Below are 6,944 nucleotides of genomic sequence, written 5' to 3'. Positions count from 1 at the left end.
AGGAGTCTCGCCCCTTGCACTCCAATCAACTTGTCAATGAAGCTCTATTACAAAAAGGTTCCCAGAGCAACAATCTTTTAGAAAAGAGCCTTATTTTTCAGCCAGCGTATCCGAGCTTTTTCCAGGTGCCGTATGGTATGATTTTTTACGGGCATAAAAGGGTAACTTAACTTAAAAAAGGTGATTGTATGATTGGCTGTCTATGTTTGCATGGATTTACCGGCAGTCCGTATGAAGTCCAGCCAGTTACGGATTATTTAAGGGAACATACCGACTGGCTCCTGTCTGTCCCCACCTATCCGGGGCACGGGGAGGAGCTCAAGCTGAGAGGCATTACACACAAGCTTTGGATCGATGAAGCAGAAAGCGCTTTTCTGGAATTGAGAAAGAAAAGCGATACCGTTTATATACTCGGATTTTCCATGGGCGGCATGATCGGGGGATATCTTGCTTCAAAGTATGGATGCGACAAACTGATCCTGCTGAGTGCAAGCGCCTATTATATGAATCCATCTCAAATGGTGAAAGATATAAAAGAGATGGTAGTGAAGGGGATACAAGGGAATTTAAAAGACGATGAGCTTTACCAGCGCTATCGTAAAAAGTTTTTGGAGACACCGCTTCGTGCAACGTTTGAGTTCCGCAAGCTGGTCAAAACGCTGAAGCCATCCTTTCAAACGATTCATGCTCCAACGTTAATCATTCAAGGCGAAAGTGACGGCCTTGTGCCAAGAAAAAGTGCGGAATACTTATATAAAACCATACCTGCACAGAAGAAAAAGATTTGTTATCTGAAAGAATCGAAGCATATGATCTGCCATGATGTAGAGCAGGATCAGCTTATTGAGGAAGTCTTTCAATTTTTAATGGAACAATCGTAATAAGGGAGAGAAGACATCATGATGAAAATAACAGCACCTAAACCATTTATGTTTGAAGCGGGAAAGCGGGCGGTATTATTATTACATGGATTTACCGGCAGTTCTGCGGATGTCAGGATGCTTGGCCGCTATTTGCAGAAAAAGGGTTATACATCCCACGCGCCGCAATATAAAGGGCATGGTGTCCCGCCGGAAGAACTCGTACATACAGGCCCATCTGACTGGTGGAGCGATGTGATGAAAGGATTTAATCATTTAAAAGAAAGCGGCTACAAAGAAATTGCCGTGTGCGGATTGTCACTAGGCGGCGTTTTCTCGTTAAAGCTGGCGACAGAACAGCCGGTAAAAGGTGTCATTCCAATGTGTGCTCCTATGCATATTAAGAGTGAGGAAACGATGTACAAAGGGGTACTTGCCTACGCTCGCGAATACAAAAGCAGGGAGAATAAAACACAGGAGCAGATCGATCAGGAGATGGAAGCGTTCAAAAGCACGCCGATGAATACATTGAAGGCGCTGCAGGATCTGCTCGGAGAAGTAAGAAATTCCATTGATATGGTATACGCACCTGCCTTTGTGGTACAGGCTAGACATGATGAAATGATTAATACAGAATCAGCGAATATTATTTACAATGAAGTAGAAAGCGATCTGAAAGATTTAAAATGGTACGAACATTCAACCCATGTGATCACACTGGGAAAAGAAAAGGGACAGCTTCACGAAGATGTTTTCAATTTCTTGGAGAAGCTCGACTGGTCCGTGGAATAAGCTTTTTGTCTTAAAGGAGGAAAATTTGTGGATAAACAGCAATTGCTAGCGTTTATGAAAGAAGAAGCCTATAAACCGCTCACCGTTCAGGAACTGGAGGATGCGTATGGTTTTCAGGAGGCTGAGGATTTTAAAGATCTCGTCCGCACGCTGAATGAAATGGAAGAGGAAGGCCTTGTCGTCAGAACGAGAACAAACCGATACGGTCTGCCGGATAAAATGAACCTTGTCCGTGGAAAGGTGCAGGCCCACGCCAAAGGGTTTGCCTTTGTTATTCCGGAAACGGGAGAAGGGAAAGACGTTTATGTTTCCCAATCCGATATGGGCAGCGCGATGAACAATGATGTCGTACTTGTTCGATTAAATACGAATTCAAAAGGATCACATCCGGAAGGTACGATTATCCGGATTCTTGAACGCGGGGTCACAGAAACGGTAGGAACCTTCCAGGAAAGCCGCAGTTTTGGCTTTGTGGTGGCGGACGACAAACGAATTCCAAACGATATTTTCATCCCTGCGGATGGCGTTAACGGAGCGGTTGAGGGACACAAGGTCGTTGTTAAAATAACGAAATATCCGGAAGGACGGAACAGCGCTGAAGGAGAAGTTATTCACATTCTCGGCCATAAGAATGACCCTGGAGTGGATATTCTTTCGGTTATTTTTAAGCACAGCCTGCCTCGTGAATTTCCGGAAGCTGCGCTTGAACAGGCGAACAGCGTTCCTGACACGATCGATCCGGCAGACATCGAAGGGCGGCGTGACCTTCGAGAGGAAACCATTGTTACAATTGACGGAGAAGACGCGAAAGACCTGGATGATGCCGTTAATGTCATCAAACTGGATAACGGCAACTACAAGCTCGGTGTTCATATCGCGGACGTCAGCCATTATGTTACGGAAGGTTCACCGATCGATGAAGAAGCCCTTGAACGCGGAACAAGCGTGTATTTGGTGGACCGTGTAATCCCGATGATTCCGCATCGATTGTCTAACGGGATCTGTTCCTTGAATCCGCGCGTGGACCGCTTAACGTTATCCTGTGAGATGGAGATCACGCCAAAAGGGGAAGTCATCAAGCATGAAATTTTCCCGAGTGTTATCCGCACCGTTGAACGCATGACGTATACAAACGTCAGGAAAATTCTTCAGGAAGAAGATGAAGAAGTATTAAAACGCTATGAGCCGCTGATCCCGTTTTTCAAAGGGATGGGTGAGCTTGCTGAAATTCTTCGGAAGCGCCGGTTCAAGAGAGGTGCCATCGACTTTGATTTTGCTGAAGCAAAAGTACTGGTGAACGAAAACAGTGAGCCGCAGGATGTTGTTCTTCGGGAACGTTCCGTGGCAGAGCGTCTGATCGAGGAATTCATGCTTTGTGCGAACGAAACCGTTGCTCAGCATTTTCATAAAGCAGAATTGCCGTTCATGTACCGGATCCATGAAGACCCGGATGCAGAGAAGCTTTCGCGGTTCCTGGAGTTCATCGCTATGTTTGGCTATGTTTTAAAAGATGCGGTTACTGAAGTCCATCCGCTTGCACTTCAAAAACTCCTGGAGGAAGTAAAAGGCGAGCCGGAAGAAATGGTGATCAGCAAAATTATGCTGCGATCCATGAAACAGGCAAAATACTTCCCTGAGAGCCTTGGGCACTATGGATTGGCAACCGAATTCTACACTCACTTTACATCGCCGATCCGCCGGTATCCCGACTTGATCGTCCATCGCTTAATTCGAACCTATCTTATTAATAAAAAAACAGATCCGGCAACGATAGGGAAGTGGACCGCACAGCTCGAGAAGATCGCGAAACATGCGTCAGAAATGGAACGCCGTGCCGTAGATGCTGAACGTGAGACGGATGATTTGAAAAAAGCTGAATTCATGCAGGATAAAATCGGTGAAGAATACGATGGAGTTATCAGCTCCGTGACAAACTTTGGTTTGTTCGTAGAGCTTCCGAATACCATAGAAGGCCTCGTCCATGTGAGCTATCTGGCGGATGATTATTACCGTTATGATGAAAAGCATATGGCGATGATCGGAGAACGCACAGGGAATGTGTTCAGAATTGGTGATGAAATCTCAGTTCGCGTCATTAACGTTAACCTGGATGAACGCGCGATCGATTTTGAAATCGTCGGCATGAAAGGCACACCAAGAAAACGGGGCAAAGACCGTCCAAAAGTGATCGAAGGCGGTGAACGCAAACGGAAGACACGCCGTCCGGAGAACGAACACGGAGATAAAGGCGGCTCTACAAAAGGCAAGAAAAAGCCGTTCTACAAAGGGAACATAACGAAAAAGAAAAAGAAAAACAAAAAGAGGTAAAAGCTAGGGCGGGAAACGTTTTTGTGATGAAGTCCAGTCACATTGACGTTTCCTGACCAATTTAGTATAATTAAGTTTGCACTGTTTGGGGGAGGTCAGGAACATATGCCAAAAGGAGAAGGAAAACTTGTCGCACAAAATAAAAAAGCGCGGCACGATTATCATATAGAAGAAACCTTTGAGGCAGGAATCGTCCTCCAGGGAACAGAAATCAAAGCCATTCGAGCTGGCCGGATTAATCTAAAGGATTCATTTGCCCGCGTACAAAATGGAGAAATGTTTCTTCATAACATGCATGTCAGCCCGTATGACCAGGGCAATCGCTACAATCATGATCCATTGCGAACCCGCAAGCTGCTTCTTCACAAGAAGGAAATCAGCAGACTGCTCGGTGCAACGAAGGAACAGGGTTACTCGATTGTACCGTTGAAACTGTATTTGAAAAATGGTTTCGCTAAAGTTCTGATTGGCCTTGCGAAAGGAAAGAAGAACTACGACAAGCGTGAAGATTTGAAGAAAAAAGATGCAAAACGTGAGATCGAACGGGCCTTCAGAGACCGCCAAAAGGCATAAACTGGAGGGTGCGTCCGGTTGAAAAAACACCACAAAAATGCTATAATAACTTTGTTGCTGACAATTGAATAAATGCAGCAGCTTTAACTTTTCCCGTAGATTCACCCCGGGATCTTCCATGGGGACGTTACGGATTCGACAGGGATAGTTCGAGCTTAAGTTGCGAGTCGAGGGGGTCGGCCTCGTTAAAACGCCAACGCCTATAACTGGCAAAACTAACAACAACCTAGCTTTAGCTGCGTAATAGCACTTTAGCTGATCCTCCCTCCATCGCCCATGTGGTAGGGTAAGGGTCTCACTCTTAGTGGGCTACGCCGGCTGTCCTCCGCCTGAGGACGAAGGAAGAGCACAATCAGGCTAGCGCTCCAAACGCCTGTCGATAGGCAAATGAAGCCGCGAAACGCCAATGTATCGACTACACTCGTAGAAGCTTAAGTGCCGTTATCTTTGGACGTGGGTTCGACTCCCACCGTCTCCACCAATACATACTGTTGGTGGTTTTTTACATATTTCTTTGCGTAGAGATCAAAATCTAACCCTAACCGTGTTAGGTTTTTTTTATATCTGTAATATCTCATGTACAATTGGGAACTTATAATCTTAAGGGTCAGTTCATTCAATGGTTTACCTGAAGAAAAAGAAAAAATGGCAGCATGTTGACGCCATCTAAAAGGTTATTGATAATATTTGGCCCATTCATTAAAAGTGGTTGGCGAAATCTGTTTGACCTCTTGAAGGAATTCCTCTGCATATCCGAGCTTTTCAAGACCCGATATTAACTTCATGGGATAAGTTCTATCAGTGGTAAATGCCCTTTTGTGGTCGATCACTTTTACCTCTCCCTTCTCGTTGAAGTAAATATGACGTACCTCTGTATCGTGTCTCAAAAAACCTATCCTCTTAAATTCAGAAAGCATGTATAATATTTGTTTTATTTTTGAATCAGAAAAACGTTTCTTTTTTTTGAGGTATTTTTTCAGATTGTATCCGTTGATATACTCCATGACAATATAGTTGGATCCATACTCATAGAGTCGGGGAATGATTGGGGATGATTGTCCTTTCTTTAATGCCTTCAGTTCAAGTTTTTGAGTTTTTTCTTTCCAGAAAATTTTTACACATTTATTGTGACTAATTTGAAAAACCGCTCCATCACCGCCCTTGCCAAGCTGTTTGTATTTTGTGAGGTTTTCCAAATCTAATTTTCCTTTATTCCTGGCTGCTATCGCTGTTATACTTTCCATTAATACACTTCCTTTATTAAAATTAGACTTCAGCAGCAACTCAATTAGTGTATTTAAGTTTTTAACGGTGATCTGCTAGTATAAACCCAATTCTTTCCCCCAGCTGTTTATTTTTTCAATGTATCTTTTTAGCAGAACACTTTGTTCTCCATTCAACACCCTTCTAAGGTGATTTAGGAGTCTTTTCTCTAATGTTCTTTGTAAATAAGCCATTTTTAATAGCTTTAGGGTGTCTGTATGAAAGGCTATTCCTTCTTTTTGCATTTCCTGAGCGTATAACAGCATGCAATGATTTCTTATTTCTTCTTCCTTTTTATGCCAGTCCGTTCTGAAATCAATCAACAATTCAACCAGTACAACCATATCAAATGAACAGGGTGCATACTTAGCAGACTCCCAGTCAATCATTTGAATGCTCCAATTTTCTTCATCCGTGCCGTTTTGGCAGCAAAGATTATGAAGATGAAGATCACCGTGGATGAGGCACTGGTCTGCTTCCATAATTTCCGGAAAGAAAATTGGCCCCTTTTGCAGGATATTTTGAATAGTGTTGTATCCAGGTTCTACTATTTCTCTTACACCTGGATCTTTCATCGCAAGATCTAGATATTCTTTTGTTTTTTCAATATGTTTGCGTCTTTCTGTGTTTGCCAGCGCAGAATCATATCGGGGCAGCCAGGAATCAAAAGAATCCTTGTACCTGGTTATCCGATCACCAAATGTGCGGGCATGGAATTTTGCAGCAGTCGGAATGATAAGATCGAGATGTTTGGGCGTAATCTTGATTTGCCCGCGCAAAGGTTGAACAAATTCTGTAAATAGCCAGATTTCGTCATCATTTACTCTTTCCTCAATCCAATACATTTTTGGCATAAATTCAGCCATTGCAGTATATCCGCTGCGATACATGTTAATTTCCACACTATGATTTTCATTAAAAGGTGGTTTATATATTTTGAGGACTACTGGAAGACTGTTTAGGCCATCTGTAAGGATCAGTTTCCAGATACTTGTTTTTTCCCTGGAATTTTTAAGACATTCTATTTTATCTTCAGGCAGCGCCACTTCATTTTTTGAGAAAAATTCGAACTTTTTTTTCCATCCATATTGATTCCACTGTTTTACGATTACTTCTTTACTGCTCAAT

Annotated in this window: 6 protein-coding genes and 1 other RNA gene; 5 read left to right on the top strand and 2 right to left on the bottom strand. The window is 43.3% G+C overall.

Annotation, left to right across the window (positions count from 1 at the left end; genetic code table 11):
- The first annotated feature begins 188 nt into the window (after nt 1-188).
- From P4361_RS22365 to ssrA, 5 genes are all read left to right on the top strand, one after another.
- Nucleotides 189-881 carry an alpha/beta hydrolase gene (locus P4361_RS22365; RefSeq protein WP_328091084.1) on the top strand — a complete coding sequence of 231 codons (693 nt, stop codon included), beginning with the start codon at nt 189-191 and terminating at the stop codon, nt 879-881.
- Between the two features lie 18 nt (nt 882-899).
- Entirely contained in the window at nt 900-1,652 is a 753-nt protein-coding gene (locus P4361_RS22360; RefSeq protein WP_328091083.1) for a carboxylesterase, read from the top strand.
- 27 nt (nt 1,653-1,679) lie between these two features.
- Nucleotides 1,680-3,980 (top strand): ribonuclease R, encoded by a 2,301-nt coding sequence (gene rnr, locus P4361_RS22355; protein WP_328091082.1) that lies wholly within the window; start codon nt 1,680-1,682, stop codon nt 3,978-3,980.
- Between the two features lie 105 nt (nt 3,981-4,085).
- Complete coding sequence (gene smpB, locus P4361_RS22350) at nt 4,086-4,553, top strand: SsrA-binding protein SmpB (protein ID WP_053357118.1); 468 nt, start codon at nt 4,086-4,088, stop codon at nt 4,551-4,553.
- 120 nt (nt 4,554-4,673) lie between these two features.
- Nucleotides 4,674-5,034: a transfer-messenger RNA gene (gene ssrA, locus P4361_RS22345) on the top strand.
- Nucleotides 5,035-5,227: 193 nt separating this feature from the next.
- Here ssrA and P4361_RS22340 read toward each other — a convergent pair.
- Nucleotides 5,228-5,797, bottom strand: coding sequence for a kinase (locus P4361_RS22340; RefSeq protein ID WP_328091081.1), 570 nt, complete (start codon nt 5,795-5,797; stop codon nt 5,228-5,230).
- A 75-nt stretch (nt 5,798-5,872) separates the two neighbouring features.
- Nucleotides 5,873-6,943, bottom strand: a complete 1,071-nt coding sequence (locus tag P4361_RS22335; RefSeq protein WP_328091079.1) for a phosphotransferase — start codon at nt 6,941-6,943, stop codon at nt 5,873-5,875.
- Nucleotide 6,944 lies beyond the last annotated feature (1 nt).

It is taken from the genome of Fictibacillus sp. B-59209 (assembly GCF_036216745.1).
Taxonomy (GTDB): domain Bacteria; phylum Bacillota; class Bacilli; order Bacillales; family Fictibacillaceae; genus Fictibacillus_C; species Fictibacillus_C marinisediminis.
This window is presented reverse-complemented; position numbering and strand designations above follow the sequence as displayed.